The 24,608-nt window shown below is 57.7% G+C and carries 26 protein-coding genes; 18 read left to right on the plus strand and 8 right to left on the minus strand.

The window, feature by feature from the left end:
* Nucleotides 1-9: 9 nt before the first annotated feature.
* The 3 genes from B3Z17_RS10525 to B3Z17_RS10535 are packed head-to-tail and all read left to right on the plus strand — an operon-like array spanning nt 10 to nt 1,736.
* A complete protein-coding gene (locus tag B3Z17_RS10525) occupies nt 10-498 on the plus strand; it encodes an arsenate reductase ArsC (RefSeq protein ID WP_286829763.1) in 489 nt (162 codons plus the stop codon).
* A gap of 19 nt (nt 499-517) precedes the next feature.
* Nucleotides 518-1,183, plus strand: coding sequence for an aquaporin (locus tag B3Z17_RS10530; RefSeq protein WP_286829764.1), 666 nt, complete (start codon nt 518-520; stop codon nt 1,181-1,183).
* Between the two features lie 22 nt (nt 1,184-1,205).
* Nucleotides 1,206-1,736 (plus strand): adenine phosphoribosyltransferase, encoded by a 531-nt coding sequence (locus tag B3Z17_RS10535; RefSeq protein WP_286829765.1) that lies wholly within the window; start codon nt 1,206-1,208, stop codon nt 1,734-1,736.
* Here B3Z17_RS10535 and B3Z17_RS10540 read toward each other — a convergent pair.
* Nucleotides 1,733-2,656: a hypothetical protein gene (locus tag B3Z17_RS10540; protein WP_286829766.1), complete on the minus strand. Its 924-nt coding sequence runs from the start codon at nt 2,654-2,656 to the stop codon at nt 1,733-1,735. The genes B3Z17_RS10535 and B3Z17_RS10540 overlap by 4 nt on opposite strands.
* A gap of 375 nt (nt 2,657-3,031) precedes the next feature.
* On the opposite strand from B3Z17_RS10540, the gene B3Z17_RS10545 reads away from it, so the two are divergent.
* The gene (locus tag B3Z17_RS10545) at nt 3,032-4,624 is read left to right on the plus strand and encodes an Ig-like domain-containing protein (RefSeq protein WP_286829767.1); all 1,593 of its coding nucleotides are present in this window, start codon (nt 3,032-3,034) and stop codon (nt 4,622-4,624) included.
* A gap of 62 nt (nt 4,625-4,686) precedes the next feature.
* Here the strand turns inward: B3Z17_RS10545 and B3Z17_RS10550 are convergent, their stop codons facing one another.
* The 3 genes from B3Z17_RS10550 to B3Z17_RS10560 all read right to left on the minus strand — a co-directional run bounded on the left by B3Z17_RS10550 (nt 4,687) and on the right by B3Z17_RS10560 (nt 7,697).
* The gene (locus B3Z17_RS10550) at nt 4,687-5,181 is read right to left on the minus strand and encodes a cupin domain-containing protein (protein ID WP_286829768.1); all 495 of its coding nucleotides are present in this window, start codon (nt 5,179-5,181) and stop codon (nt 4,687-4,689) included.
* Nucleotides 5,182-5,201: 20 nt separating this feature from the next.
* On the minus strand, nt 5,202-6,452 hold the full coding sequence (locus B3Z17_RS10555) for a hypothetical protein (RefSeq protein ID WP_286829769.1): 1,251 nt from the start codon (nt 6,450-6,452) through the stop codon (nt 5,202-5,204).
* Nucleotides 6,453-6,572: 120 nt separating this feature from the next.
* A complete protein-coding gene (locus tag B3Z17_RS10560; protein WP_286829770.1) occupies nt 6,573-7,697 on the minus strand; it encodes a M14 family metallopeptidase in 1,125 nt (374 codons plus the stop codon).
* Between the two features lie 453 nt (nt 7,698-8,150).
* Here B3Z17_RS10560 and ykgO point away from each other — a divergent pair, with 453 nt between their 5' ends.
* Both ykgO and B3Z17_RS10570 read left to right on the plus strand, forming a co-directional pair.
* Nucleotides 8,151-8,276: a type B 50S ribosomal protein L36 gene (gene ykgO / locus B3Z17_RS10565; protein WP_020401326.1), complete on the plus strand. Its 126-nt coding sequence runs from the start codon at nt 8,151-8,153 to the stop codon at nt 8,274-8,276.
* Between the two features lie 99 nt (nt 8,277-8,375).
* Nucleotides 8,376-8,981, plus strand: coding sequence for an HAD family hydrolase (locus tag B3Z17_RS10570; protein ID WP_286829771.1), 606 nt, complete (start codon nt 8,376-8,378; stop codon nt 8,979-8,981).
* Nucleotides 8,982-9,138: 157 nt separating this feature from the next.
* On the opposite strand, the gene pyk is transcribed toward B3Z17_RS10570, so the two are convergent.
* Nucleotides 9,139-10,590 carry a pyruvate kinase gene (pyk, locus tag B3Z17_RS10575; RefSeq protein WP_068304211.1) on the minus strand — a complete coding sequence of 484 codons (1,452 nt, stop codon included), beginning with the start codon at nt 10,588-10,590 and terminating at the stop codon, nt 9,139-9,141.
* 184 nt (nt 10,591-10,774) lie between these two features.
* Here pyk and B3Z17_RS10580 point away from each other — a divergent pair, with 184 nt between their 5' ends.
* The 3 genes from B3Z17_RS10580 to B3Z17_RS10590 all read left to right on the plus strand — a co-directional run bounded on the left by B3Z17_RS10580 (nt 10,775) and on the right by B3Z17_RS10590 (nt 12,282).
* Complete coding sequence (locus B3Z17_RS10580; RefSeq protein ID WP_286829772.1) at nt 10,775-11,545, plus strand: N-formylglutamate amidohydrolase; 771 nt, start codon at nt 10,775-10,777, stop codon at nt 11,543-11,545.
* A gap of 11 nt (nt 11,546-11,556) precedes the next feature.
* Complete coding sequence (locus B3Z17_RS10585; protein ID WP_068304206.1) at nt 11,557-11,874, plus strand: DUF1244 domain-containing protein; 318 nt, start codon at nt 11,557-11,559, stop codon at nt 11,872-11,874.
* A 114-nt stretch (nt 11,875-11,988) separates the two neighbouring features.
* A complete protein-coding gene (locus B3Z17_RS10590) occupies nt 11,989-12,282 on the plus strand; it encodes a DUF2312 domain-containing protein (protein WP_068304204.1) in 294 nt (97 codons plus the stop codon).
* A 78-nt stretch (nt 12,283-12,360) separates the two neighbouring features.
* On the opposite strand, the gene B3Z17_RS10595 is transcribed toward B3Z17_RS10590, so the two are convergent.
* Nucleotides 12,361-13,179, minus strand: a complete 819-nt coding sequence (locus B3Z17_RS10595; protein WP_286829773.1) for an arylamine N-acetyltransferase family protein — start codon at nt 13,177-13,179, stop codon at nt 12,361-12,363.
* A 112-nt stretch (nt 13,180-13,291) separates the two neighbouring features.
* Between B3Z17_RS10595 and B3Z17_RS10600 the strand changes: the two genes are divergently transcribed.
* From B3Z17_RS10600 to B3Z17_RS10610, 3 genes are all read left to right on the plus strand, one after another.
* Entirely contained in the window at nt 13,292-13,828 is a 537-nt protein-coding gene (locus B3Z17_RS10600) for a PAS domain-containing protein (protein ID WP_286829774.1), read from the plus strand.
* A gap of 30 nt (nt 13,829-13,858) precedes the next feature.
* On the plus strand, nt 13,859-14,515 hold the full coding sequence (locus B3Z17_RS10605) for a phosphoribosyltransferase (protein WP_286829775.1): 657 nt from the start codon (nt 13,859-13,861) through the stop codon (nt 14,513-14,515).
* Nucleotides 14,516-14,595: 80 nt separating this feature from the next.
* Entirely contained in the window at nt 14,596-15,171 is a 576-nt protein-coding gene (locus B3Z17_RS10610) for a PAS domain-containing protein (RefSeq protein WP_160328600.1), read from the plus strand.
* Here the strand turns inward: B3Z17_RS10610 and B3Z17_RS10615 are convergent.
* Nucleotides 15,156-15,992, minus strand: a complete 837-nt coding sequence (locus B3Z17_RS10615) for a glutamate racemase (protein ID WP_286829776.1) — start codon at nt 15,990-15,992, stop codon at nt 15,156-15,158. The two genes, B3Z17_RS10610 and B3Z17_RS10615, sit on opposite strands and share 16 nt — an antisense overlap.
* Nucleotides 15,993-16,011: 19 nt before the next feature.
* Nucleotides 16,012-17,457 carry a sigma-54-dependent transcriptional regulator gene (locus B3Z17_RS10620; RefSeq protein WP_286829777.1) on the minus strand — a complete coding sequence of 482 codons (1,446 nt, stop codon included), beginning with the start codon at nt 17,455-17,457 and terminating at the stop codon, nt 16,012-16,014.
* Nucleotides 17,458-17,960: 503 nt separating this feature from the next.
* Here B3Z17_RS10620 and B3Z17_RS10625 point away from each other — a divergent pair.
* The 6 genes from B3Z17_RS10625 (at nt 17,961) to B3Z17_RS10650 (ending at nt 24,512) form a co-directional block, all read left to right on the plus strand.
* Nucleotides 17,961-19,091: a Re/Si-specific NAD(P)(+) transhydrogenase subunit alpha gene (locus B3Z17_RS10625; protein WP_286829778.1), complete on the plus strand. Its 1,131-nt coding sequence runs from the start codon at nt 17,961-17,963 to the stop codon at nt 19,089-19,091.
* A gap of 1 nt (nt 19,092) precedes the next feature.
* On the plus strand, nt 19,093-19,389 hold the full coding sequence (locus tag B3Z17_RS10630; RefSeq protein ID WP_068304188.1) for an NAD(P) transhydrogenase subunit alpha: 297 nt from the start codon (nt 19,093-19,095) through the stop codon (nt 19,387-19,389).
* A gap of 12 nt (nt 19,390-19,401) precedes the next feature.
* Nucleotides 19,402-20,820 (plus strand): NAD(P)(+) transhydrogenase (Re/Si-specific) subunit beta, encoded by a 1,419-nt coding sequence (locus B3Z17_RS10635; RefSeq protein WP_286829779.1) that lies wholly within the window; start codon nt 19,402-19,404, stop codon nt 20,818-20,820.
* Nucleotides 20,821-20,941: 121 nt separating this feature from the next.
* Nucleotides 20,942-21,598: a hypothetical protein gene (locus tag B3Z17_RS10640; RefSeq protein ID WP_286829780.1), complete on the plus strand. Its 657-nt coding sequence runs from the start codon at nt 20,942-20,944 to the stop codon at nt 21,596-21,598.
* Between the two features lie 481 nt (nt 21,599-22,079).
* Nucleotides 22,080-23,627: an ATP-binding protein gene (locus tag B3Z17_RS10645; protein WP_286829781.1), complete on the plus strand. Its 1,548-nt coding sequence runs from the start codon at nt 22,080-22,082 to the stop codon at nt 23,625-23,627.
* A 105-nt stretch (nt 23,628-23,732) separates the two neighbouring features.
* Nucleotides 23,733-24,512, plus strand: coding sequence for a substrate-binding periplasmic protein (locus tag B3Z17_RS10650; protein WP_286829782.1), 780 nt, complete (start codon nt 23,733-23,735; stop codon nt 24,510-24,512).
* Nucleotides 24,513-24,608 lie beyond the last annotated feature (96 nt).

Consider the following 24,608-nt stretch of genomic DNA (forward strand, 5'->3'; position numbering starts at 1 on the left):
GGGTTGGTGATGGTGAATGTTCTGGTGTTGTGCACGGGGAATTCTGCGCGGTCAGTGTTAAGTGAAGCGATCATTAACGAGCGAGGCAAGGGCCGCTTCCAGGCCTTCAGTGCAGGCAGCAAGCCAACCGGCAAGGTGAACCCTTTTGGCATCAAGCTCCTTGATGCCAAGGGCTATGACACCAGTGGGTTCCGCTCGAAAAGCTGGGACGAGTTCGCGCGCCCGGATGCCCCAAAGATGGATATCGTCATCACCGTGTGCGACAGCGCGGCGGGGGAGACGTGCCCGATCTGGCCGGGGGCGCCGGTGCAAGTGCATTGGGGCTTTCCGGACCCTGCCTATGTGGAAGGCACAGACGACGAAAAGCTTCAGGTATTTTCCGACGTCTATGACATGATCGACCCCTTCATCGAGCAGCTTGTGGCCTTGGATGTTGAAAAGATGGATGCAGGCACGCTAAAAGCAGCGCTGCGCGCGATCGCGGATCGCACTGGCTAGGGCTTAAGGGAAACCGAACATGACCATGACACAGAAACTGGTGGCCGAATTTGTCGGCACGCTGATGCTGCTCGCAACCGTTGTTGGCTCCGGCATCATGGGGGAGACCCTGGCGGCCGGGAATGATGCGGTGGCCCTTTGGGGCAACACGGCGGCCACAGGCGCCATTCTTGTTGTGCTGATCATGATCTTCGGGCCGTTCTCCGGCGCGCATTTCAACCCGGCAGTGACGCTGGTGTTCTTCGCGAAAGGCCAACTGACGCGCACGGAAGCCGCTGCCTATATCGCAACACAGATTGTGGCGGGTGTTGCGGGCGTGATGCTGGCGCACGCCATGTTTGACCAGGCTATCGTGCAGACATCGCTGAATGTGCGGACTGGTACGGGCCAATGGATCAGTGAAGGCGTGGCCACCTTCGGCCTGCTTGCTGCCATCCTCGGCACAGTGCGCTACCGCCCGGAAATTGTTCCCTATGCCGTTGGGCTTTATATTACGGCGGGCTACTGGTTTACGGCTTCCACCAGCTTCGCCAATCCGGCTGTGACCATCGCGCGGTCTTTCACCAACACATTTTCAGGCATTGCACCCGCCGATGTGCTGGCTTTCATTGCCGCGCAGATTGTTGGCGCCTTTATCGCTCTTTTCTTGTTCAAGATACTGGAAACGAATAAAGTGGACGCCTAATCCACTTTGATACGAGGCTCTTATGAAGGACTTGAAGTCCTATATCCGGACCATTCCGGATTTCCCTTCCGAAGGGATCATGTTTCGGGATATCACCACTCTCCTTGGTAATCCGGCGGCGCTCAAGCACACCATTGATCTTCTGTTCGGTCATTTCAGGAATGACCGTGTGCAGATGGTCGCGGGCGTGGAAGCGCGCGGTTTTGTGCTCGCAGGCGCACTTGCATGCAGGCTGGGGGCCGGTTTCGTGCCGATCCGCAAGGCTGGCAATCTACCGCACCAGACCATCGAGGAAAAATACCAGCTCGAGTACGGCGAGGCCGCGCTTGAAATGCATCTGGATGCTTTCGGTGCCGGTGATCGTGTACTACTGATCGACGATCTGATCGCCACAGGCGGGACTGCAGACGCTGCCATGAACCTGATCGACCACCTGGGTGGCGACGTGGTAGGAGCCGGTTTTGTAGTTGACTTGCCCGGCTTGGGCGGTGCTGACAAGCTCCGCGCCCGATGCGACAAGGTGGTCAGCCTGGTATCATTTGACGGCGACTAACTTGCGCCTTCACCTTTCTTGTTTTGGTTGGCGATCTGGTTAAGGCGTTCAAAAAAACGCCGGTCGCCACCATTTTCCGTTGTGATGCCCAACATGAAGGAATATCCCTCATTGTCATAAACTAGGATTATGGTGTCATTGAGGGCATCGCCCTTTTCATCGATATGCACTGATTCAATATCAGACAGCGCTGTTGAGTTTATCTGCAGCTCTGAAGCGTCATCTTGCCAATAGGAAATTACACGTTGGTCTGTGATGACGTTTCCGTCTTCCAGAGCCGAGAACGCCCCCGCGCTGTAGAAGTATTCTACGGTCTCATTCTCCGTCAGTATCCCATTTTCTCGCATTGTCTGCACGATTCGATCGGGCACAGCGGCACCTTTCTGTACTTCGGTGTCGGGCGCAAAACCAAGCTCCATTGCCAGTCCGACAATCAACAGGAAGCTGAAAATAATCGCCACCACACTCCCAGCGCCCCAAAGCAATATGCGCAATCCAACATTTCGGCTTTTGTCAGGTGTCGACCGCCGAATAATACGAGCGCCTCTTGCGCCGTTGACAAAATAATAGAGGAACAAAAAGTTGATCAGGAGTCCGCCTGTCGCCACTTCAATCATTGCCAAGATCATGGAGAGAATCCAGTAGATCACCAGGATCACGGCAGTGAAGAACGATCCTTTCCTGACGAAATAGGCCATTACCCACAAACATGCCGCGTCAATCAGAAGCCACGGGTCCAGATAGTAGGCCAGCTTTCCTGTTGGTTCGTCCACAAAGAACCCGGCAACTGCCACAAGTGTCGTTATGGTGGCTGAAATCATGGCAGCAATTGAGGCTAGTTTTACCCGGTGCCAGGCTTTTTCAAGGCCTGTGTCGGTCTTGTCCTGCGGCTCTTCCGCGATCATCTCAGTGTCGGCCATGTCGCCCCCCCCTCCCACTGCTTTTTGTATTGGTGACTATAAGAAGGTGTCTCGTTTTGGCAAGTGCCTCGCGGACTCGGGTGCCAGCGCAAGTGGTATGGACCAGGAGATGTGATGCAAAAAGCGACAATATTCTGAAGCAATTTGCGGAATTTTTGTCGCAAAATTAGACATATCTTTCTAGGGCGCAGTTGCTAACTGGGCCCTTTCCGCTACGGAAACAGAGAAATAGATACAATTTTATCTATTGGCACGCTTGATGCGGATATTGGCTCAATAGCCATCGGAACTTTTCCCGCATCGTGACCAGGCACGTACAACGACTGCAGAAACAGGCACCTCTGGATGGCACGCAAGATCATTTGGAGATGCATTATGCGCACACTGACCTTCATTCTTGATACCCAAACCGGCGACGACGGAATGGCCCCGATCACCATCACGATTGTTGAGGGCGTGGACGGCACGCTCCTCTTCACCCTGTCGAACGACGAGGATGCAGACGGCCAGATCGCAGACATCCGTGGTCTGTTTTTCGATGTGGCGGATGACAGCCTGCTGGGCAATCTGACCTTCACCGGCAGCGAAATTACCCAGGTCGTGCAGGACGGCAGCGTGTCGAACCTTGGCGGCGGAGTTTCCACGAACGGTGTTCCGGACAGCCCCTATGAAGTGGGTGTGGAGTTCGGCACGCCAGGCATGAGCACCGATGATTATCAAAGCGTGAGCTTCGTGCTGTCAGCTGACCGCCCGCTGACGCTGGATGACATCGCGCTTGAGCATATGGCCGTGCGCCAGACATCTGTATCTTCCGCCGATGGTGGTCGCGAAGACTCGGACAAGCTGTATGGCGACGCGCCCTATCCGGTGAATGCCATCGACGATGCTGCAGATGTGCTTGAGGACGATGTGGCCACGGGCAACCTGTTCGCAAACGACATTGATCTGGATGCGGGCGACGCCGACGGCGACGGCATCCCTGACGGCCTGACAGTCACCGGTGTGAATGGCGACGCAGGCAGCGTGGGGACGCCAATCGAGCTTGCGCCCGGCGTGATCCTGACCGTTGGTGCGGACGGCAGCTACAGCGTTGACGCTTCGGACGCCGACTGGATGGCAGAAGGCGAAACCTTCACGGCTGACGTGACATACGGTGTCGATGACGGCAATGGCGGCTCCGACAGCGCGACGCTGACTGTAACGGTCACAGGCGTGAACGACACCCCTGATGCGCTCGACGACAGCGGCAGCACCGACGAAGCTACTGCTGTGGGCGGCAACGTGCTGGCGAACGACAGCGACCCGGACCTGAGCGACGTACTGACGGTGTCTGCTGTGAACGGCGACAGCGCAGCGGTGGGGCAGGAAGTCCTCCTGGACTCCGGCGCGCTTCTCACCTTGGGTGCCGATGGCACCTATAGCTATGACCCGAACGGTGCGTTCGACGCCCTGAATGACGGCGAAACCGCGGCCGACAGCTTCACCTACCAGGTGTCAGACGGCCATGGCGGGTTTGACACGGCAACGGTGACTCTGACCATCGACGGCATCGGCGGTGACACGGGCCCTGAAGAGGGCGATGATCACTTCGGTACCTTCTCCAACAAGAAGGGCACGGCAGATCATGATATCTCAAACGTGGTGCTGTATCTGGATGACGGCAGTGGCGACATCCTCAAGGTGAAGATCGACGGCTGGTCGGGCGAGACGGACCTCGACAATGTCGACCTGGACAGCTTCATGATTAATTACGGCTATGACGACTATGAGCTGCTGGCGGTAAGCATCAAGGCTGGCAACAACCACAACAAAGACCTGGGGCCGGGCGAAGGCCAGTTCTTCCTGCTGGACGGCGATGAAGACATTGATTATGTCGCCGGCGGCGATGTGCCGGACGGCTTCACGCTTGCGGTCCTTGGTGCAAAGGCAGATGAAACGTATCAATATTCCACCGATCTGTTCGAATAGGCAGGTGGCTTTCCCAGAAAGGGCCTTGCCATGTGGCAGGGCCCTTTTTTGCTGTCTGTGCCCTATTCGTCCTCTGGGCCTCGGCGCTTGATGTCGGTATACTCGGTGCCGTCCTTGCGGGTATAGGCGAAGCTTTCGCCCTTGCTGACAGCCACAAGGTCGGCCTCTGGATAGTGCGCAATATCGTCGTCCGTGCGCGTACCCACTTCCAGCACCAGTACGTCGCTCGTAGATTTGTTCACCAGATGGTGGCCGTCCGCGTCGCCAGCCTTGAAGCCGGCGGCATCGCCTGCGCACAAGACCTCTTCGCCCGCGTCGGTGATCAGCGTCACCTCGCCCTCAAGCACATAGATGAACTCGTCTTCGCGTGTGTGCCAGTGCCGGAGCGCAGACCAGACACCGGGTTCAAGCCTCAGCAGGTTCACACCGAACTGCGTAAGGCCCGCTGCGTCGCCCAGCTTCTTCTTCGCTCGTGCCTTTACCGGCCCGTAATAGGGGGCTGGATATAGGGTGCCCACAAGTTCAGGCAGTGTGCTGACGTCGATTTTCTTGCTCATTCTCTCATCCTATGTCGCTGTTATTTGGCCAGCATTTCTTTAAAGCGCGCACTGGCTTCCGGACCTGCAACCTCACTGACTGTTGTCAGAAGCTGCGGCGTTGTCTTGACCGGTTGGGCGAAAAAGCGCTGCACGATCCGCAGGAAACTGTCGCGCCCGATCTGTTTCTCGAATTCAGCGAGCACAAGCGGTGCTTTTCTATAATTGACCAGATAGGGGCTGCGTTCGGTGGCGCCTTCTGTCCAGATGGGTGGCAGGTCCTTGCCTTCGATCTGATTGGCGAAGCGTTCCAATTGGCCTTTGAAGGCTTCTTCGCCCAAGATGGTGCGCACACCCACAAAGCCCGTATATTCTGCGAAGGCTTCATTCAGCCAGTTTTCAACGGTTTTGAAGGCCGCGCCCCGCGCCCAATAGTGCCCAAATTCATGGCAGATGAACTGTGTGAGGCGGTCAGGCGGCGTATCACCAATATCTGTCAGCACAATATAGTTTTCGCGCGCATAGCCGCCCGCATTGCGGGACGTGACAACCAGTTTGGCAACCGGCAGCGGCTGGGTTTGGCCGAAGCGGGCATTCAGTTCGGTCATGCAGGCGGCTGCAGTGTTACCCAGGGCCTCGATGCCTGCGTCGGTCGCGCGCAGGTCAAAGATATCAAAGCCGCCCGCCTGTGTCAGGCGTGGGGCCTTTGCCAGGGTGAAGGCGATGTCAAGGCGGGGGTCGGTGTTGGTGATGCGTATCTTACCCTCTTCAGTCTGGACCTCCCCCGTGGAGAGACCATGCCATGTGCCAGGTACGTCAATCGTCACGTCAGCACTGAGCACTTTTGAAAAACGCTTGTCTATCGGGAACCAGAAGCTATCCACATTCAACTCGATAATCTCGCTTGAGATGGTGTTGATATTGTGGGGCAGGGGTTTACTGATCAGCTCGCCGTCATAGGAAATCTCGATCTGGCGCGCTGCGCCGCCTGACGGCTTGAGGTCGACATTGATGGCAGTGAAGTCCTCCATGCCTTCAACCTGGCCGAGGCTGGAAGAGGCCGCATCCTCGCCTCCCACCGTTACGTTACCAAGGGTGTCGCGGATGAAGAAGGTGATCTGGTCGTCTGCTGGGTCGCGGACGTCGATCACCCATGAGGCTTTCAGGAAGCCGCTTTCAGGCACGATGGCTACATGCCCGCTATAATGATAGTCGGCGTCGCTGGCGGTGGCAGGTGCTGCGGGCAGCAGGCAAGCGAACAGAATCAGGATGAACAAAATCGGATTGCGCATAGATATCTCCCCTCAAGCCAGATGATAGCCGTGCGGGGCGTGCCGTCCAGTTCAAACATACGCGGGCAAAAGAAAAGGGCGGGAACATGCCCCGCTCTTCCTCTGTGAAATCTTTGCTGCCTAAAGTTCGTCAATCATCCGGTGCAGCGTGTCCATGCAGGCACGCGCCAGATGACGGCAGCGCTCCGGCGACCAGCCATAGTCCGGGTCAGGCAGGTCGGCATTGTCCTTGAACGGCATCTCAAGGGTCATTGCCAGGCAGCCGTGGGCTTCCGCAACATAGTTGGTGCACATGGAAAGGTCGGCTTCGCCCGGCTTGTCTTCGTCGTAGCCGTGTTCCTGCTGGAAGTCGGGCGACAGCTTCTCAAGGATGTTCTGGAACATCTCGATCAGTTCCATCTGCCTGTCCTTGAGGCTCGGGATGCCTTCAAAGCCCGCAATGAAATTATAAGGCAGGCCCTCGTCGCCGTGCACGTCCATGTGGAAGTCACAGCCGGTCTCGGCCATTTTTTCGCGCACCAGGTATACCTCGGGGCTGCGGTCCATGGTCGCGATATTCCATTCGCGGTTCAGGTTGGCGCCTGCGGCGTTGGTGCGCAGGTGGCCGCGCTTCGACCCATCTGGATTCATGTTGGGCACGATATAGAAGTGGGCCTTTTCCAGAAGCTTGCGGGCAACTGGATTGTCCATATCCAGCAGGTAATCAAGCGCGCCTTCCATCCACCATTCGGCCATGGTCTCGCCCGGGTGCTGGCGGGCCTGAAGCCAGATTTTCTTACGGCCCTCGGGGCCATAGCCCAGCTCGATCAGGTCCATGTCCTGGCCGTCAAGCGTGTGGCCAAGCACGCTGGTGCGCACCAGGGGTGACTGGGCCGCGTCGGCAACCAGGTCTGCGTGGCGCTCCATCGAATAGGGCGCGAAATAGGCGAAATAGATAAAGTCCTGGTCTGGCGTGCATTCCCACGACAGGGTCTCGCCGTCGAAGGCGGTGTCGACCCGGAACCAGCTTTCGCGGTCATAGGACGCGCAGACTTTATAGTCCTTCCAGCCGTCAGTATATGCCGCACCACCCGCATTCTCGATCGTGAGCTTGCACGGCGTGTCTTCAACGCCCGATACGCGGAAATGGAACCACTGATAAAAATCAGACTGGTTGTCCTTGCGGATGTTGAGGCGGATATCAGACGCGTTGTCTGCTTTGACGACTTCGATATTGCCGCTATCGAACTGGCTGGAAATCAGCATGGGGGATGCTCCCTTATTCTTCTGTGGAATGCCCTTCTGTGGATTGCCTACAGGCTAGGCGGTGGGTGGTCAATGCTGATTCCGGAGTGGGCGCCAGGAAGGGCAGGGCTGCTGCCCTTGATTTTCCATGACAAGATGGTCCCGTTTTGGTATTATCCCCTTACTGACGCACAGGCGTGAGCGGACTATCCCTGATTACTATTAGGGAAAATTTGGAGGCGTCCCACCGGGCATGGGGGGCGCCTCTATTTTTTGTGCGCTGGCCTCACGGTCCCGATTGACAAAAAAGCCAGTCTAACCGGAGTCTAAGCTATTGACAGGGGGGGGTCTCATCATTATGTTCCGCCGCCAATGGATTAGCGGAGTGACGGATTCGTCGTTCCCGCCCTGTGTGCCAAGCGCCGGCTGGCCAGGCAGGGAACAAGTTTTTGCCGGTTTGTAGTGAGACGAACGATGAAAATTCGTAATAGCTTGAAATCTTTGAAGAGCCGTCACCGCGATTGCCGCGTGATTCGCCGCAAAGGCCGCATCTACGTGATCAACAAGACTCAGCGTCGCTTCAAAGCGCGTCAGGGCTAAGCCTCTCGCTCAGCCCAGTCTGGTTTGATCCAGTCTGAATTGATTTAGCCGTGCGCTCTGATAGAGTCGCGCGGCTTTCTCATTTGGGGGTAACTATCCGTGTCTTCTAAAGCTGTTCTTTTTGATATTGGTAATGTGTTTGTCCACTGGGACCCGCGCCTTCTGTACCAGAAGCTGATCCCCGAATCGGACGCACTTGATGCGTTTCTGCGCGATGTGGTGACGCTGGAGTGGCATACTGAGCATGATCGTGGCCGCCCGTTCGCCGAAGGCGTGCGAATTCTGAGCGAACAGCACCCCGAGCATGCAGACCTGATCCGCGCGTTCGATGAGCGCTGGGACGAGACGATCGGTGACCTGATCCATGGCACCATTGATATTCTCGAGCGCCTGACGGATGCGGGCATTCCCTGCTATGGCCTGACCAATTTCTCGCACGAGAAATGGCCGCCTTTCTGTGCGCAGAATGATTTCACGAAGCACTTTAAAGGCGTGGTGGTCTCAGGCGAAGAGAAGCTGGTGAAGCCTGATCCACGCATCTTTGAAGTGGCCATCAGCCGCTATGGCCTGACGCCCGAAGCCACAGTCTATATCGATGACCGGATCGACAACGTCCGAGCCGCAGAAGGCCAGGGCATGCTGGGCCATCATTTCACCGCGCCCGCGCATCTGGAAGCCGACCTCAAGGTCCGCGGGTACCTTTAAATAAAAAAGCCGGGAACTTGCCCCGGTTTTTTTCGTTCTTATGCTCTTTGATCGTCTTCGCTGTTTGCGAAGCTGGCGGTACGCCACCTGACCGGCGAATCCATTCCTAACGCGAAGGCTAGACTCGCCGATCCAGTCGGCGAGTGACGATTTTCAATTAGCCCAGCTCATTCCCGCTGATCCATGCGATATGCAGCACGTTGGTGGCGCCCGGTGTGCCGAAGGGCACGCCTGCGGTCACCACGATGCGGTCACCAGGGACTACGAGCCCAGCCCTGAGCGCCATGCGCTTGGCTTTGCCGACCATTTCCTCGAACGCGCCCACATCCTTGGTTTTCACCGTATGCAGGCCCCACACGATGGCAAGGCGGCGGGCAACCGCCAGCTTAGGTGTCAGTGTCAGGATCGGGGCGTCCGGGCGCTCCCGCGCGGCCCTGAGCGCCGTGGCGCCGGATGACGTGAAGGTCACGATGGCTTTGGCGTTCACTGTGCGCGCAACCTGCCGGGCAGCTGCCGTGATGGCGTCTTCCGTGGTGGCGTTCGGGTTGGTGCGTTCTTCTGACCCGCTGAGGAAATAGGTGGGTTCATGCTCCACGCGCGATGCCACGCGGTCCATCACCTGTACGGCCTCAATTGGGAAGTCACCCACGGCAGATTCGGCCGACAGCATCACAGCGTCAGCGCCATCGAGTACAGCCGTGGCCACGTCTGACACTTCTGCACGCGTCGGCACCGGGGATTTGATCATGCTCTCCAGCATCTGGGTCGCGACCACCACCGGCTTGCCGGCGTGGCGTGCTTTGCGCACGATCTGTTTCTGGATGCCCGGTACGTTCTCGACCGGCTCCTCAACGCCCAAGTCGCCGCGCGCAACCATAACACCGTCCGCCAGCTCGATAATCTCGTCCAGCGCCTCAACGGCGGCAGGTTTTTCGATCTTGGCCATCACGGCCGCCTTCTTGCCCACCAGCTTCTTGGCCTCGGCCACGTCCGCGGCGCGCTGCACGAAGGAAAGCGCGACCCAGTCCACACCGCACTGCAGCGCAAAGGTGAGGTCCTTGCGGTCCTTGGCCGTGAGCGCCGCCAGTGGCAGCACCGCGTTCGGCACATTCACGCCTTTGCGGTCAGACAGTACACCCCCCACGATCACGCGGGTGCGGGCGCGGCTTTCTTCCACGGCTTCCACTTCAAGGCGGATCTTGCCGTCATCCAGAAGGATATTGGTGCCAACATCAAGGGCGGCGAAAATTTCTTTGTGCGGCAGGTATACACGCTCGCTGGTGCCGGGCTGGTCCAGAAGGTCCAGCTTGAAGGGTTGGCCTTCCTTCAGCGTGATCTTGCCGTCCTCAAACAGGCCGATGCGAAGTTTCGGGCCCTGCAGGTCAGCGAGAATAGCGATGGGGTGATTGAGCTCACGCTCAACCGCGCGAATGGTGTGCACCAGCGCTTCTTTGTCTTTGTGTTCGCCGTGGCTCATGTTCAGGCGGAACACGTCAACGCCAGCCAGGAACAGCTGCTTGATGCGTTCATGACTGCTGCTGGCGGGCCCCAGGGTTGCGACAATACGGGTTTTGCGTTGTCGGCGGATGGAGATTTGTTCGGAACTCATTTTGCCTCCCGGGCAGGAGCATCGGGCGTGAAGCTTGGGGCGGCAGCTTGCCGTGCTCGGTGTTTATTGACTTGTATGTTCAGATCGTTACTTTTCGGCGCACATGCTGCTTGATCGCAAGGTCAAGGTCCAGCCTTTTGTCGGGCTGTCCCCGAAAATTCATATGCGAACGTTGGTGTATCTCATGACTGCTTTCCCTGTCCAGCCAGAAATCCTGAACCCCGAGGCCCGGACAGGCCTTATCATTCTGTGTGACCATGCCAGCAATCATGTACCCGAAGGTTTCGACAACCTGGGGCTGGAAAACGAGGTATTCAGCCAGCATGTGGCTTATGATTTGGGCGCTGCTGCAGTGACCCGAAAGATGTGCGAGCTGATGGGCGGGGCCGCTGTGCTGGCACCTGTTTCGCGCCTGCTGATTGACTGCAACCGCGAGCCCGACAGCGAGACGTTGGTGCCGCGTGTCAGCGACGGTATTATAGTGCCGGCGAACCAGGACGTGACGCCAAGTGCTGTTGAGGCCCGCAAGCGGGACTATTATACGCCGTTCCATGACGCCTGCGCACAGCTTGTTGAGGCGCACCTGGATGCCGGCATTGTGCCGTTGATCGCGGGCATGCACAGCTTCACGCCTGAGATGAACGGCGAGAAGCGGCCCTGGCATGCGGGCTTCCTGTGGAACAAGGACCCGCGCCTCGCACAGGCCATGATCGGCCTGATGGAGCGGGAGACTGATCTGGTGGTGGGCGATAACCAGCCTTATTCCGGACAGCATCTCTATTATACTATGCAGCGTCACGGTGCAGACCACGGCCTGCCGCAAACCACCATCGAGATCCGGCAGGATCTGTTGGAAAAACCAAGCATGGTGGACGAATGGGCGGCGCTGATGGCGGACCTTCTGGACGAATGCATGGGCCGGGAAGACCTGACAACACGACAATTCTATCCGTAAGGAGAACAACCATGACAGACGAGAAAACCACCGAGATTGAAGCCGCTGTATTTCGCCGCCTGATCCAGCATTTCCAGGAGCGCACAGATGTGCAGAACATCGACCTGATGGGCTACAGCGGCTTCTGCCGCAACTGCCTGTATAAATGGTACGCTGAAGAAGCGGGCGAGCTGGGTGTGGAGGTTTCCAAGGAAGAAGCGCAGGAACGCATCTACGGCATGCCCTACGCTGACTATAAAGAAAAATATCAGACACCGGCGACGGACGAGCAGCTGCGCCGCATGGAAATCAGCGTTGCCAAAAACAAGCTGGCGAAGGCGAAAGACTAAAACGCAGCCACGCGTAGAAACACGATTGAACGGCAGCACGGCTAAGGCTAAAGTGCGCGCCGAATCCAAGGCCCCGGAAAACGGGCCAGAACAACATTCAGGGAGTTGAGCCACATGGTACAGGCTGGCGGAGTAGCAGGCGAACAATTGCGGTCTTTCATTGAGCGTATCGAACGTCTGGAAGAAGAGAAAAAAGGCATCGCGGAAGACATCAAGGAAGTTTACGCAGGCGCCAAGGCTGTTGGGTTCGACACCAAGGTGATGCGCAAGGTGATCGCGATCCGCAAGATGGATCAGGCCGACCGGCAGGAGCAGGAAGCACTTCTGGACGTTTACCTGCACGCCATCGAAGGCGGGCAGATGCCTGAGGCCGCCCCAGCTGCACCGGGCGACGCCGACGACGAATAGGCCAAGATGGCCGTAGCCGACATTGACCAAAATATAGAAAAGGGCGCTGGTTTCAGCGCCTTTTGTTTTGGGGGTACGCTATTCGGCTGGCGTGGCGGCGACCAGTTCAGCATGCCTTGCCATCACCTTTTGCCAGATGGGGCCAAGGTCCCTGATCTCAAGGCCGAATGTGGTTTCAAGGATGGTGCGATACTCATCCAGGCTATCGATCATGCGTTTACTGCTGCCACCTGCGCGAATGGTCTTGAGGACACGCCCACGCAAGACTTCCAGTCTGTCAGGGAAGTGGCGCTGGCATACGGCGTTTTGTACAAAGACCGACTCTGGCGCACTTTGCAGATAGCGGCATTTTTCGGCCAGCAAGTGCGGGTCTGCCTCTTCTTCCGTGAAATCAAAAGAGGCAGCTGCGCCATCCGGGTGATTGTGCAGCCGCCACCAGCGTTGATCGATCTTCTCAAGCCTGAACCGCCAGTGACGCTGTTGGAACGTGCCTTCCTTTAGCACCGTTGGTTCCACCATGCCGTCCCCGAAGCCCACGTCGGCCAGATAGCGCTCACCTTCAAGGTCCACGAGAAGCGCCAGATGGTTGCCGACCATCTGGTCTCCCATTTCGGCACGCCGGACACCGGCTGCCACGCGTTTCACGGAAAAGCCGATTTCACCCAGCGCCCAGCCCATGAGGCCATTCATTTCATAGCACCAGCCGCCGCGGCGCCCGCCCACAATCTTGTCATAGGCATCTTTCACCTCAATCCCTGTGGGCGTGCCCGCCTGGACATCGAGATTTTCGTAGGCGAGGGTGTCGCTATGCAGGCGGTGGACGGCACGCAGCGTCTCAAGGGTAACGCCGGGTGTTCCGGTAAAGCCGATGCGCTTCAGATAGGCTTCCAGCTGCATTCCAATCGCCCTGTGTTGTTGGTCCTTAGGAAAAACTACATAGACAAGGCCTGAAATGAAAGGCAATCTGAAACTCTATTGGGGGCCAGTTTGAAAGGCGGGTTTCAGTTCCGTGTCTATTCCTCCGTTCCACCAAGATTTCCTGACCTATTATCGTGGCCTGATGGCAGAGGCTGGGGGACAGGTGCCGAAACGGTCAGATGTTCGCCCCAGTGACATGAAAACCATGCTGCCTTGGGTGGTGATGGGGGAACGCTCGGGACCTAGGCAGATGATACCGACAGTGATTGGCAGCGCGATAGACGAAGTGCTGCACGCCAGCTTCACCGGCATTAACCTGTTTGATTTCCTGCCGGAAGAGATCGCCGTAAGGCTGGATGCCTATTATTCCAATATCACGGATACGCCCTGCGGCGGCTATGTGGAACGCACGCTGGCAAGCGACAGCGGGCTGCTCAAGGGCTATCAGACGACCCTGTTTCCGCTTGTGGGGGCAGAAGGCAAGGTTGATCGCTTGATCGGCATTGTATCGGTGATGAAAACAGACCCCTTGATGGATCACTTCGGCAAACCGCGGGACGTCCAGACGGTTGCCATCACCAAGGAAGAATATATCGACATTGGTTTCGGGGTACCCGCAAGCGTTTGAACGCGGCGGCCTGTCGCGGTAAAATAGCCCATGTTCAATGACCGGACAGAAGCTGGTAGGCAGTTGGCTGAGCGCCTGCAAGCGTTTGCGGGCCAAGACGCCCTTGTGATTGCACTGCCGCGCGGCGGTGTGCCGGTTGCGGTGGAAGTTGCAAAAGCCCTTGAGGCACCGCTCGATATCCTGCAGGTGCGAAAGATTGGCGCGCCCGGCCAGCCCGAGCTGGCGGCCGCCGCCATCGCGGAAGGCAACCCGCCCCATATGGTAAGAAACCGCGAGATCATTACTTTTTTCGATGTTTCAGAAGCCTATCTGGAAACCACGGCTGCCGATATGCTGGCCGCTATGGCGGGTCGGCGCGCTGAGATGGGGGCGGGTGATGGCCCCGTGGACCTGCATGGCCGACCAGTGATCCTGGTGGATGACGGAATTGCCACAGGTGCCACGGCCAAAGCTGCAATCACAGCGATCCGGGCTGGCGGCGCGAAGCGGATCTGCCTGGCTGTTCCGGTGGCGCCGCCAGAGACCATAATTGACATGCGCCGTCTGGTGGACGATGTCATATGCTTGGAAACGCCAGAGTATTTCCGTGCGGTAGGGGCCCATTACTGTAACTTCGGTCAGGTCAGCACGGCAGAAGTCGCGGCGATACTGCAGAAAAATAGGGTATCGCCCTCGCCCGGGCGGTAAAGAAAAGGCTAGACACAGCGCGTGGCCCTTGCCATCTTTCGGTTGCTGGGGAAATTTCAACGTGTGGTCGGGTTATGAATTTGAGTGAGCTTTCTCCGGTCCATCAAACCTTGATGGCTTACTACCGCCTGCTGATGGCGGATGAAGGCGGCATCCCATACCGCAGGAAATTCAATCCCATTGAGATCAAGACAATTTTGCCCAAGATGGTGTTGATCGAGCATTCGGCTCCGCGCAAGGCTGTGCCCCGTATTGTTGGCAGCGCCGTAGACGAATTTCTGCAGGCCAGCTACACGGGCCATAACCTATATGATTTGTGGGATGACGCGCACGGTGACGTGATGGAGGCTTTCTATGGCACCATCATGAAACATCCTTGCGGTGGCTGGACCCAGCGGACGGTGAAGACCCATTATGGCATTGTCCATTCCTATGACATTCTGCTGTTACCGTTTCGGAACAGGGATGGAGACATAACCCTGACCATGGGTACTTTCGCCATGCAGGGGGCGGTTAAGACAGAACTTCGCTTTGGCCAGCCCGAGAATGTCGAGCTGCTCACGGTCAATGACCAGAAATATCTTGATATCGGGTTCGGTGTGCCCGAGCCGTCAGCCGAAAGGGCCGAAGGCGCGGCTGGTCAAGCGCGGGTGTGATCTTCAAAGTGCCTGAGCTTTTCAGGCAGGTAGGCATCGGCCATGGTGACATCTTCAGGGCGCCCGGTGGTCAACAGCCGGATATGGCCAGTACCACTTTCTTGAAATTCCGCATGCCGCGCCAGATAATCCTTGAGCGATTTTGCAACGATTTCCGGTTGGGACAGAAGTTCGGTTGTGGCCGGTAGCGCCCTGCGGAAATAGTCCCGCACCAGCGGGAAGTGGGTGCAGCCCAGAACCGCGGCGTCGGGCGCGGGCACATCCGCCAGCACTTCACCCACAAATCCGTCGATCAGGCCGCGCATGGGCGCGTCGCCCGCACCGCCTTCAATGGCGTCTACAAGGCCGGGGCAGGCTTTCTGCACCAGGGTTACGTGCGGCGCGCGTTTGTTCACTTCATCAAGGTATGAGCCGCTTTCCACCGTCTTCCTTGTGGCAAACAGCAGGATAGACCGGTCCTTGGGCTTGCCGCCGTTCGGGTGCTCCTGGCTCCAGGGTACGCCGGTGAGGGCCTCGACCATGGGTACAAGCACGCCAAGGACACGTTTGTTCGGGTAGGCTTTCGGCAGCCAGTCCTGCTGCAGGGTCCTGAGGGCGATGGCGGCGGCTGTGTTGCAGGCCAGAACCACCAGGTCGCATCCCGCGCCGAACAGGGTTTCAACGCACTGGCGCGTCATATCCACGATCTGTTCGTTTGACCGGTGGCCATAGGGCGCGTTGGCATGGTCACCCAGATACAGGAAATCCTGTTCCGGCATGGCTTCGTGCAATGCTTCCAGGATGGTAAGCCCGCCGGAGCCAGAATCAAAAACGCCAATCATCAGCGCGTGCGCCCTTTACTTAAGTGTCGAGACCATATTCCGCTACTTTTCGATACAGCGTTGACCGGCCAATGCCAAGCCTTCGTGCAACTTCCGCCATCTTGCCGTCGTATCGTTCCAGCGCCTTGCGGATGATGTCGGCTTCCAGTTCGTTAAACTGCCTGATGTGGCCGTCGCTGCCATCGAGCGCCAACAGCATGCTGTCGCCTGATGGCGTTTGTATGGCGGCAGGGGGGGCTGCGTGAACCGTTGGCTGAGCAGGCAGGGTGCCAGCCACAGGCTGCAGGTGCGGGAAGTCTGAGGGCGTCAGCATGTCGCCGTCCGACAGGATCACGGCCCGGAACAGGGCGTTTTGCAGCTGCCGGATGTTGCCAGGCCAGTCGTAGTTCTCGAGAAGCCTGAGGGCGTCCATCGATACCTGCTTGCGCGCCATGTCTTCCATGGCGGCGATCTGGTCAAGGAAGTGTTCTGTCAGGGCCGGGATGTCGGTTTTGCGTTCACGAAGGGGCGGCAAGTGAATGGGATAAACATTCAGCCGGTAAAACAGGTCTTCTCGGAAGGCACCCGCGGCGACACGTTCCGCCAGGTTTCGATTCGTTGCCGAAATAATCCTGATATCAACCTTGATGGACTGCCGTCCACCGACCGGATCGATCTCCTTTTCCTGAATGGCGCGCAACAGTTTCACCTGCACATCCAGTGGCAGCTCGCCCACTTCATCCAGAAACAGGGTGCCGCCATCGGCCTCCTGAAATTTACCGATGCGTTTCTCGGTCGCGCCGGTGAAGGCGCCCTTCTCGTGGCCGAACAGGATGCTTTCCACCAGATTTTCCGGGATGGCGCCACAGTTGACGGCCACGAAGGGCGTGCCAGAGCGGTCGCTGGCGTCATGGATGGCGTTGGCAAAGACTTCCTTGCCCACACCGCTTTCGCCCTCAATCAGGACGGGGATAATGGCTTTGGCGGCCTTCTTCGCCAGATCCGTCGCGCGCTGCATGCTTTCGGATGTCCCGACAAGGGACTGGAAGCCGACACCAGTGGCGTGGCCGGCCATCTGGTCACGCATGGGGCCAATCTCGCCCACCAGCGAGCTGGTCTTCAGTGCCGCCTCGATAGCGGTGCGGATGCGTTCGGCGCTGGCGGGCTTGACGATAAAATCGTTGGCGCCCGCGCGCATGGCATCTACCACGGTGGTGATGGAACTGTGGGCTGTCAGCATCACAACGGGCAGTGCCGGGAATTTGGGGCGGATGGCATTCAGGACCTCAATGCCGTCCATGCCGGGCATGACAAGGTCGAGGAGCACAACATCAATTTTGGGGGCGGCGCGGTTCATCAGCCGGTCGATGGCTTCCTGGCCGCTCATGCATTTTTCGGCCGTGAAATCTGCGCGCGTCACAATGCCTTCCAAGAGTGTGATCTGGGTGATTTCATCTTCAACAATGAGAACGCGTTCGCTTGCCACTTTATGCCCCTGCCGCCGAATCAAACTGTATCATTTCAGGACACTTGTTAACAAAGTGGTAAACATAAAATTTTAGCGACCTACTGGAAAAGAAGAAATAATGTTGCTCAGATGCGCAATTGCGCTACCCTTCCGTTTCAAGGCTCTGGCAGCTCATAGGGGCAAACCAGAATAATAAGTTGGGGCCGTAAACACATGAACAGCATCAAGCGGCGCCGGACGAGAGCCTGACGCCAGCTAGGAGAAGGTGATGAGAAATAGTGGGCTATTTGAAGAGGCTTCGACGCAGTCTGGCGTCAGGCTCTCGCTGGCCCATAGGGTTGGGCCGAAAAGGCAGGTTTCTGTGGCCAAATTGCTCGCCGATGCTTCTGCATCGACTGTGCTTTTGGCCTTCGAGCCCTGTGCTTTTCGTTCCCAACGACGCTGATGCTTTTCATGTGTTTACGGCCTGAGTGCTGAAGTGCCTGTTTTGTTGTCTTTAAAAAGTTCAGGGAGAACTGCTTATGAAACTGGCGGTCCTTCGGGAGCGGCGAGACGCGGAGAAGCGCGTTGCGGCCAGCCCCGAAACAGTCAAGAAACTGATGGGCCTCGGGTTCGAGGTTATCATTGAAACGGGCGCCGGGGATGGCGCCTCCATTCCAGACAAACAGTTTGAGGAAGCTGGCGCGACCATCGCCAAAGACCTGAAAGCTGCGGTGAAGGATGCCGATATCATCTTTTCCGTGCAGGGGCTTGAAGCGGCGGACGCCAAGCACGCCAAAAAGGGTGCGGCCCAGCTTGCGGTGCTGAACCCCTTCGTTGAGCGCGACCGGGTCGACGCCTACGCCAGCGCGGGCCTGATGGCCTTCGCCATGGAGTTCGTGCCGCGGATCACGCGGGCGCAGTCGATGGATGTCTTGTCTTCCCAGTCGAACCTGGCGGGCTATAAGGCAGTGCTGGACGGCGCTGCTGAATTTGGCCGGGCCTTTCCCATGATGATGACCGCAGCCGGTACTGTGCCGCCTGCGCGCGTCATGGTGATGGGTGCAGGTGTTGCAGGCCTTCAGGCCATCGCAACGGCCAAGCGCCTTGGTGCGATTGTCAGCGCCACAGACGTACGCCCTGCCGCCAAGGAACAGGTTGAAAGCCTGGGCGGCAAGTTCGTGATGGTGGAAGACGAAGAAACCGCAGCGGCTGAAACCTCAGGCGGCTACGCCAAGGAAATGTCTGACGAATATAAGGCCAAGCAGGCGGCACTGATTGCCGAAACGCTGGCCAAGCAGGACATGGCCATCACCACAGCTCTGATCCCGGGACGCCCAGCGCCGAAGCTGATCACCGAAGACATGGTGAAAAGCATGAAGCCCGGCAGCGTGATTGTGGATCTGGCTGTCGAGATGGGCGGCAACTGCGAGCTTTCCAAGCCCGGTGAGGTGGTGGAAGTGCATGGCGTCAAGATCGTGGGGCACAGGAATGTGCCGTCACGTCTGGCGGCGGATGCCTCCGCGCTTTATGCCCGTAACCTGGTTCATTTCATTACACCCATGGTGAAAGAAGGCGAACTTGCCTTCGACTTCGAGGATGAAGTTATCCGCGAGTCACTCGTCACCAAAGACGGCGCTGTTGTCAACGAGCGCCTCAAGGGGGAGAAATAAGATGCATGACATCATTGTAAATCCGTTTATCCAGCAATTCTCCGTTTTCCTGCTGGCGATCTTCATTGGCTATTATGTGGTGTGGTCGGTGACACCTGCGCTCCATACGCCGCTCATGAGCGTGACCAACGCCATCTCAAGCGTGATCATCGTGGGTGCGCTGATTGCCGCGGGGCCTGAGGGCATGTCCATGTCCAAGATTTTGGGCGCGATCGCCATCGGGCTGGCTGCTGTCAATATCTTCGGCGGTTTCGCGGTCACGGCGCGCATGCTGTCCATGTACAAGAAAAAGAAATAGGGGGCCGGGCATATGACGCAAATGCATGCGGACCTCACAGCCGTTGCCTACCTGGTGGCTGCTGTTCTTTTCATTCTTTCCCTTCGCGGGCTCTCGTCACCTGAGACCAGCCGCAAGGGTAATATTTTCGGTATCATCGGCATGATCATCGCGGTGGTCACCACGGTGATGAACCCGGAGATCGTCTCCTATGACTGGATCATTGGTGCGATTGTTGTGGGCGGGGCCATTGGCTTCGTGATTGCCCGCAAGATCGCCATGACCCAGATGCCGCAGCTTGTGGCGGCGTTCCACAGCCTTGTGGGCCTTGCGGCCGTCTTGGTTGCGGCCAGCGCCTTCCTGCACCCGACATCCTTCGGGATCGCGGACGCCATGGGCCATATCCACACGGCTTCGAAGATTGAGATGAGCCTCGGCATCGCCATTGGTGCCATCACCTTCTCGGGCTCCGTGATCGCGTTCGCCAAGCTGAACGGCAATATGTCCGGCGCGCCGATCATGCTGCCCGCGCGGCATGTCATCAATATCCTGCTGGCTGTTGGCATCGTGGGCGGTATCGCCCTCTTTGTGGTGGACCAGAACTTTGAGATCGCCGGTGTGCACATCTTCTGGATCGTGACAGCCCTCAGCTTCATCATCGGCTTCCTCTTGATCATCCCGATCGGTGGCGCGGATATGCCAGTGGTGGTTTCCATGCTGAACAGCTACTCGGGCTGGGCGGCAGCGGGCATCGGCTTCACGCTGGCGAACACGGCGCTGATCGTGACCGGCGCGCTGGTGGGCTCCTCGGGTGCGATCCTCAGTTACATCATGTGTAAAGGCATGAACCGGTCGTTCATCAGTGTGATCCTGGGCGGTTTCGGTGGCGACGGCGGCCCGGCTGCTGTGGGGGCTGCTGAAACGCGGCCTGTCAAACAGGGCAGCGCGGACGACGCCGCCTTCATCATGAAGAATGCCTCCAAGGTGATTATCGTGCCGGGGTACGGCATGGCGGTAGCCCAGGCCCAGCATGCGCTGAAGGAAATGGGCGACATGCTGAAGAAAGAGGGTGTTGAAGTGAAATACGCCATTCACCCGGTCGCGGGCCGGATGCCGGGGCATATGAACGTGCTGCTGGCGGAAGCAAACGTGCCGTATGACGAGGTGTTCGAGCTTGAAGACATCAACAGCGAATTCTCGCAGGCTGACGTGGCCTTCGTGATTGGCGCAAACGATGTCACCAACCCGGCCGCCAAGACAGACCCACAAAGCCCGATCTTCGGCATGCCGATCCTGGACGTTGAGAAGGCAGGCACGGTGCTGTTCATCAAACGCTCCATGGGTAGCGGTTATGCGGGCGTGGAAAACGAGCTGTTCTTCCGCGACAACACCATGATGCTGTTCTCAGACGCCAAGAAGATGGTGGAAGAAATCGTCAAGGGCTTCCATTAGGCGCCTATGGCAGGTTAAAACAGAAGCCGTCCCCTCAACAGGGGGGCGGCTTTTGTCGTTCAGGCGGGGTTCAGTGACGGCACCCTATGATGCACCTGAGGTTGAGAAGAAAGGGTTTAGCATGAGATATCTGATACTTGCGGCAGCATTGGGTGCGGCATTGATGGTGCCAGCGGCAGCAGCACAGGCCGACGTGAAGGTCAGTTTCACCGATCGGCTTCAGTCCAAGATGGACCGCATCAACGCCATTGACGGCAGGCGCGAAGAGGCCTTCCGTGAATTCCGTACCGAGGGCACCCGTGGTGGCCTGCCACCGAATGCGCGCCTGAACGCCAGCCTGTTCGCGGGCACAGAATGGGCCAACGAACGCCTGTTCCCCGACATCAAGGATTATAATGTCCCGGCGCTGTTTCAAGCGATGATGGAGCGCGGCATCAAGGCCGCCGACCCGGATTTTGACGGTACGGTGACGGTGAAGATCAAGAAGCTGCAGATTGAGGCCTTCTCGCTTGCCGGGCTTCGGGGCCGGAACACCCAGGCAGCAGGCGATGTGACTGTGCTGGACGCAGATGGCAACATGGTGGCCCAGCATTATATCTGGGCATCCATTGTACCGGCCTATACCGCCAGCCGCAGCTATACAGGGCCGGACTATGCCTATCGCAAGGCCGCAACCACCACGCGGATAGGGCCCATTGCGGCCGAATTTACCCAGAAGGCGCTGGGGAAGCTGTACCCGGATTATGACGCGCCGGGCCTGGTGATTGTGGACCGCTAGGCCGACAGAAAACCGACAAGACAAAAAAAGAAAGCCGCTCCGGTTCGGGGCGGCTTTCTTTGGCTCGGCCAAAAGGAAATTCAGGAAAGTTAGGGGCGGGCAGCCACAGGAGAAGTTAGGGCCAATCATGGGGCCGCCCGCCAAGGGAATGCGCCGCTGTCAGGGCCGACGCAAAAGGGACGGGGCATCCGGGTCCGCCCCTGTGGGAACCTTATCCCATACATGCAATTAATAATCAATATTAAAAACAACAATCCTTCGAATTATGGAGGTTGTTTTGGGTGCTGATGGCGCGAAAGGATTGTAAATCGTGGAATTCCAGGCTTCGCAAGGGACGAAAGAATCTTTGCAGCAGATCTGAAAATGCCACTTACTGCTCGGACGGGCACCCCAATGGGTTGTGTAATGCAAACCTAAACGTTGATATCCATGGCGCGGCTTGTGCGTTATCCTTGCATCCGGGGGCAGAAGGGAAACACCCATGGACGTCCGGCGTTTTGTACGGCCGATCTTTATCGCCATGTTCTTGTGCATGGTGGGGTATTTCGCGCTTGCCGGCTTCCTTGCGTACCAGCAGGACAAAACCTCCATCGCGGCGGAACGCCAGAAAATCCAGTCTATCATGCAGCAGTATCTGCGCCGGCTTGAATTGCTGGCGGAAGACAATGCCTGGTGGGACGCAGCGGTCCAGAATGTGGTGCAGGACTATGACGAGCGCTGGGTGAAGGAATCCATCGCAGACACTACCTATACCTATAGTTTCGTGGTGGGTGTCCTGGTTATGCGGCCCGACGGCACGGCGATTTATAGCCGGGTGACCGAAGGCCTTCCGGGCGCGCCTGCGCTGTTGGATGCCGGGCTTGCGGATGCCATCCGGTCGATGGAGCTGCCGGGCATTGACGAGCCAGAGAGCGTCAGCGGTTATATGGTGGTTGATGGGCGGCTGTTTGCTTATGGCGCCAGCATGGTGACCACGGCGCTTGGCTTGGAATCGGCAGTGACACCAGCCTTTTTTGATGAGCCCCGTCCATCCCTTGTTTTCGTGTCCGAGATCACCCCCGCGATCATCAGCGAGATGGAGAGAGAATATTCCCTGGCTGGTATTGTGTTTCAAACCATACCGCCGGAAGGGCAGGAATATATAAGCCTTGAAGCTGTGTCTGGTGGGGCGCCCGCCGGGTATCTGTCGTGGGACGTAACGCGTGCGGGCCGCGATATGCTGATGACCCTGGTGTGGCCGACCCTTCTGATGCTGGTGATCATTGCCTTCTTCATCCGCAGTTTCCTGAAGCGCGTGCGTGTGGTGGTGGAAAAGGTGGAAGCCGCGGACAAGGCCAAGTCAGATTTTCTGGCATCCACCAGCCACGAAATCCGTACGCCCCTGAATGCCATCCTTGGCTTTTCCGAAATGTTGCAGATGGAGATCTTCGGCAAGATCGAAGGTGAAAAGAACAAGCAATATATCCAGTTGATCCGCGACAGCGGTACGCACCTTTTGTCTGTTATCAACGACATATTGGATATGTCGAAGCTGGAGGCTGGTCATTTCGATATCCATCTTGAGAAGCTGGATATCCATGAGCTGGTTGAATCCAGCTGCGAACTTGTCCAGTCGCTGGCGCAGGAAAAGCATATCGCCGTCACCTGTGAAGTGCCGGAAACCCCGGTTTATACAGACAGGCGGGTGGCACGGCAGGTGATGCTGAATGTGCTGTCAAATGCGGTGAAATTCTCGCCGGAGGGCAGCGCGGTCGAGCTTTCCGGCAAACCGAATGGCCGCTGGTATGCCGTGACCGTGAAGGATAACGGCGTCGGCATGACCGAAGAGCATCTTGAAAAGGCGCTTGAGCTGTTTGGCCAGGTAAGGGGCGGCGTGCACACTAGGCACGCAGGGACGGGGCTTGGCCTGCCGCTTGTGGTGCGCTTCATGGCGCTGATTGGTGGCGGTTTCGATATCCAATCCGAAAAGGGTGTGGGTACAGAAATCACGCTAACCTTCCCGATGCAGGATCCTGCGGTTAACGCCTGAGCAAAAAGGCGGCCAAAAGTTTCCTAATTTATAAACCTTTTAGAAAGAGACTGCGCCTAGACTGCCTGCGGGGTGGTTCAGGGCGATCGTGCCTGGACCTATGACGTGACTGGGGAATCTGTGGGCATATTTGGGTCGTTTGCCAGAGCATTTGTGCTGCTTGTAACTGTGTTGCAGGCCCCTTCTGCCGTGGCAGAAGATGGCAAGCTGACGCTTCTCTATAGTGATCTGGCGCCCTATGTCACGGCATCGTCAAAAGGTGCGCAAGGCTTTCTTGCTGATCACCTGGAAGCCGCAGCGGGTGCCGCAGGTGTTCAATTGGACTGGAGCTATATGCCCTGGGAAAACCAGATGCCACTGCTGAGGCGCGCGCCTGGAAACGTTTGTGCGGCAGCCTTGTTCGATACGCCGGCGAGGCGCGAATTCCTGGTGTTTACCGAAGCCATCGGCAAAGACTATGGCATGGCCGTCGTGGTGCGGAAAACAGATGACAGGATTTCCGGCCACACCTCCCTTGCAAGCTTGCTGGATGACCCGCGCCTGAAGGGTGTGGTGCAGGTGGAAACCTCCTATGGGCCATTTGTGGATCCCCTTCTGGAAGGGCGTGATTTGCTGGTGTCTTCGGGGTCTACCCCGCGCGTGCTCCGTGACTTGGCTGAAGGCACAGGCGACTATCTCGTGGTTTCCGGCCCGACGGTTGAGTTCCTGATTCCACAATATGGGCTTGAGGGCCAGCTTGAGATTCTGACAGACCTTACAGACATGCAGGATGACATTTTCTTCTATATCGGCTGCACCATAACAACGGACGCCAAGGTCCTGACCCGCCTGAATCGTGAACTGCGCCGCATGGGCCCTGTCTGCCCAGACGGGCCTTGCCGCTAGCGATTGACTAGCCCTCAGGTGCGCCTGGGCCAAATAGGAAAATCCTTACTGAATCGATCAATCTTTGGAAGATTGTTGGCGCGGGCCGCTGCAACC

Source organism: Kordiimonas sp. UBA4487, assembly GCF_002389025.1.
GTDB classification, from domain to species: domain Bacteria; phylum Pseudomonadota; class Alphaproteobacteria; order Sphingomonadales; family Kordiimonadaceae; genus Kordiimonas; species Kordiimonas lacus.

Excerpts from the sequence above, each read along its gene's own strand:
- pyk (WP_068304211.1), bottom strand. The coding sequence starts at position 10,590 with ATGAGTTCCGAACAAATCTCCATCCGCCGACAACGCAAAACCCGTATT.
- ykgO (WP_020401326.1), top strand. The coding sequence starts at position 8,151 with ATGAAAATTCGTAATAGCTTGAAATCTTTGAAGAGCCGTCACCGCGAT.
- B3Z17_RS10545 (WP_286829767.1), top strand. The coding sequence starts at position 3,032 with ATGCGCACACTGACCTTCATTCTTGATACCCAAACCGGCGACGACGGA.
- B3Z17_RS10555 (WP_286829769.1), bottom strand. The coding sequence starts at position 6,452 with ATGCGCAATCCGATTTTGTTCATCCTGATTCTGTTCGCTTGCCTGCTG.
- B3Z17_RS10605 (WP_286829775.1), top strand. The coding sequence starts at position 13,859 with ATGTTCAATGACCGGACAGAAGCTGGTAGGCAGTTGGCTGAGCGCCTG.
- B3Z17_RS10640 (WP_286829780.1), top strand. The coding sequence starts at position 20,942 with ATGAGATATCTGATACTTGCGGCAGCATTGGGTGCGGCATTGATGGTG.
- B3Z17_RS10530 (WP_286829764.1), top strand. The coding sequence starts at position 518 with ATGACCATGACACAGAAACTGGTGGCCGAATTTGTCGGCACGCTGATG.
- B3Z17_RS10585 (WP_068304206.1), top strand. The coding sequence starts at position 11,557 with ATGACAGACGAGAAAACCACCGAGATTGAAGCCGCTGTATTTCGCCGC.
- B3Z17_RS10560 (WP_286829770.1), bottom strand. The coding sequence starts at position 7,697 with ATGCTGATTTCCAGCCAGTTCGATAGCGGCAATATCGAAGTCGTCAAA.
- B3Z17_RS10540 (WP_286829766.1), bottom strand. The coding sequence starts at position 2,656 with ATGGCCGACACTGAGATGATCGCGGAAGAGCCGCAGGACAAGACCGAC.
- B3Z17_RS10615 (WP_286829776.1), bottom strand. The coding sequence starts at position 15,992 with ATGATTGGCGTTTTTGATTCTGGCTCCGGCGGGCTTACCATCCTGGAA.
- B3Z17_RS10590 (WP_068304204.1), top strand. The coding sequence starts at position 11,989 with ATGGTACAGGCTGGCGGAGTAGCAGGCGAACAATTGCGGTCTTTCATT.
- B3Z17_RS10535 (WP_286829765.1), top strand. The coding sequence starts at position 1,206 with ATGAAGGACTTGAAGTCCTATATCCGGACCATTCCGGATTTCCCTTCC.
- B3Z17_RS10525 (WP_286829763.1), top strand. The coding sequence starts at position 10 with ATGGTGAATGTTCTGGTGTTGTGCACGGGGAATTCTGCGCGGTCAGTG.
- B3Z17_RS10625 (WP_286829778.1), top strand. The coding sequence starts at position 17,961 with ATGAAACTGGCGGTCCTTCGGGAGCGGCGAGACGCGGAGAAGCGCGTT.
- B3Z17_RS10595 (WP_286829773.1), bottom strand. The coding sequence starts at position 13,179 with ATGCAGCTGGAAGCCTATCTGAAGCGCATCGGCTTTACCGGAACACCC.
- B3Z17_RS10580 (WP_286829772.1), top strand. The coding sequence starts at position 10,775 with ATGACTGCTTTCCCTGTCCAGCCAGAAATCCTGAACCCCGAGGCCCGG.
- B3Z17_RS10630 (WP_068304188.1), top strand. The coding sequence starts at position 19,093 with ATGCATGACATCATTGTAAATCCGTTTATCCAGCAATTCTCCGTTTTC.
- B3Z17_RS10645 (WP_286829781.1), top strand. The coding sequence starts at position 22,080 with ATGGACGTCCGGCGTTTTGTACGGCCGATCTTTATCGCCATGTTCTTG.
- B3Z17_RS10635 (WP_286829779.1), top strand. The coding sequence starts at position 19,402 with ATGACGCAAATGCATGCGGACCTCACAGCCGTTGCCTACCTGGTGGCT.
- B3Z17_RS10550 (WP_286829768.1), bottom strand. The coding sequence starts at position 5,181 with ATGAGCAAGAAAATCGACGTCAGCACACTGCCTGAACTTGTGGGCACC.